Consider the following 2,679-nt stretch of genomic DNA (forward strand, 5'->3'; position numbering starts at 1 on the left):
GCTTTAGCTACATTTGCTTCTGAATTAAAGATTGGCGATATTCCTGAAGAGGTGATTTCCCGCACCGAAGATTTACTAGTAGATTGGTTTGGTTCTGCAATTGCTGGCAAAGGTTCGCGCGCTGTAGAGGCCATTACGCAGTTTGCGCAAAGCATGGGTGGCTTCAATGCAAGCAACCCTGGCTCTGCTGAAATTCTGATTCATCGCACAACATCAAGCCCCTTCCTAGCTACATTAGCAAATGCAGCCGCATCGCACGTAGCCGAACAAGATGACGTGCACAATGGCTCTGTATTTCATCCAGGAACTATCGTATTTCCTGCCGCTCTCGCCACAGCTCAAGCTATAGGCGCTTCAGGAAAAGATCTGCTCGTAGCTGCAGTCGCCGGCTATGAAGTCGGTATTCGGGTTGGCGAGTTTTTAGGTCGCTCACACTACAAAATATTTCACACTACGGGCACTGCCGGCACCTTAGCTGCAGCAGCAGCTGTAGGTCATCTTCTCAAACTCAACCCAAGCCAAATGCTGCATGCCTTTGGCTCAGCTGGAACACAATCTGCCGGCCTTTGGGAATTTCTGCGCGATGCTGCTGACTCCAAGCAACTTCATACAGCACATGCCGCTTCAACCGGCTTGATGTCAGCCTACTTAGCGCAATCTGGCTTTACTGGTGCCGAACACATCCTAGAAGGTAAACAGGGTTTGGCCGCCGGAATGTCGAGTGATTCTGATCCAAGCAAATTAATTGATCGACTAGGAACTCGCTGGACCATTGCTGAGACGAGCTTCAAATATCACGCCTCATGTCGTCATACACACCCTGCTGCCGATGCCTTATTGCAAGTCATGTTGAAACAAGATCTCAAGCCTAGCGATATCGCCAAGGTGGAAACCTTGGTTCACCAAGGGGCAATCGATGTCTTGGGTCCAGTCACCGACCCCACAACCGTGCACCAATCTAAGTTCTCAATGGGTACCGTACTCGCGATAGTTGCCCACTATCAATTTGCAGGCCTGCAAGAATTTGATCAACACTTCCATGATCAAGATATTTGCTCTTTCCGCGATCGCGTCACTATGGTCTTGGACCCTGAAGTCGATAGTGCTTACCCCCAAAGCTGGATCGGTAAAGTTAAAGTCTACTTAAATAATGGTGAAGTATTAGAGGGTCGTGTTGATGAACCCAAGGGCGATCCTGGTAATACCCTAAGCCGTACTGAGATTACAGATAAGGCGATGCGTCTTGCTGCATTTAGTGGTGGCGCAAGCCCAAGTGAGATGAGTGCCGCTATCGAGCGCTTGTGGAATATCCGCAATCAGTCCAAGATAGGTCAATTACTCCCTTAACTTTAGAGTCGTTTATTTTTTCTCTTTTGCTTCATTTTTAATAAAGCCTCATCGATGAATCCACTTGATACACCCCTTGGCTTTAGCAGCACATTCTTATTTGTTCCAGGCACACGCCCTGAGCGTTTTAGTAAAGCCTTGGATAGTGGCGCCGATGGTGTCATCATCGACCTTGAAGATGCAGTTGCTGAAGAGGATAAGGAGTCTGCACGTGCAGCTATACGCTCTGCCTGGCCAACGTTTAGTGCAGACCAAAAAAAGCGTCTGATCATTCGATCAAATTCTCCTGGCAGTCATTTTTATTCAGCCGACCTAATCTTGGTTCAAGAATTAGATGCAGCCTGTTTGTTAATTCCTAAGAGTGAATCTCTCGACCAAATTAATGGTGCAGCACAAATCCTGCCAAACACAGCAATCATTCCAATGATTGAAACTGCCATTGGCCTTGATCGCCTTAATGAGATTGCAAACTCTGAGCAGGTATTACGTCTGGCTTTGGGCAATATTGATTTGCAGGCAGACTTGGGAATGGTGTGTGACGCCCAAGAAACCGAACTGCAAACAGCACGCTTTCAGATTATTTTGGCCTCACGCTTGGCGCAAATTGCCCCTCCCATTGATGGGGTTACTCCTTCTACTGACAACATTGAGCGCATTACAGATGATGCAGAGCGCGCGAAAAGAATGGGCTTTGGTGGCAAGCTATGCATCCACCCAAAACAGGTTTCCCTAGTGAAGACTTCCTTTATGCCTACTGCCGCAGAAGTCTCTTGGGCACATCGCGTGATTGAAGCGGACAAAGCATCTAAGGGTGGCGCAGTGAAATTAGATGGCCGCATGATTGACCGACCAGTGGTCTTATTGGCGCAAAGGACACTTGCCATTACTGGTAAACCCTAAAGTCGATAGTTGCTAAAAGTGGCAAAATTACCCCGCATTACACATTAACGGAGACTTAAATGAAATTAAAGAAAACTTTGCTAGCCAGCGTAGGGGCCTTGTTCCTTACTGGCAGCCTCTTGTCAACACAAGCCTCAGCAGCAGATGAAGCATATCCAACAAAACCGATATCCTTAATTGTTCCATTCTCAGCAGGTGGACCAACAGATACTGTTGCTCGCTTGCTCGCCGTACCAATGGGCAAATCACTTGGGCAAACTGTCGTAGTTGAAAACGTAACTGGCGCAGGCGGCACAATTGCAGCAACCAAAGTTGCGCGCGCAAAACCAGACGGCTACACACTGTTTATTTATCACATTGGCATGGCAACTGCGCCAGCCCTTTATGACAAGCTCCCATACGATCCATTAGAGAGCTTTGAATACATTGGTC

At 47.7% G+C, this 2,679-nt stretch carries 3 protein-coding genes; all 3 read left to right on the forward strand.

Features of this window, described 5'->3' with window-relative positions:
- Positions 1-1,347: MmgE/PrpD family protein (locus B7Y67_RS14785; protein ID WP_293599292.1), on the forward strand; the 1,347-nt coding region annotated here is incomplete at its 5' end.
- A gap of 54 nt (positions 1,348-1,401) precedes the next feature.
- The gene (locus B7Y67_RS14790; protein ID WP_293599293.1) at positions 1,402-2,247 is read left to right on the forward strand and encodes a CoA ester lyase; all 846 of its coding nucleotides are present in this window, start codon (positions 1,402-1,404) and stop codon (positions 2,245-2,247) included.
- A gap of 59 nt (positions 2,248-2,306) precedes the next feature.
- Positions 2,307-2,679 (forward strand): tripartite tricarboxylate transporter substrate binding protein (locus tag B7Y67_RS14795; protein WP_293599294.1); only part of this gene is annotated, 373 nt, incomplete at its 3' end.

The sequence above is a fragment of the Polynucleobacter sp. 35-46-11 genome (assembly GCF_002281105.1).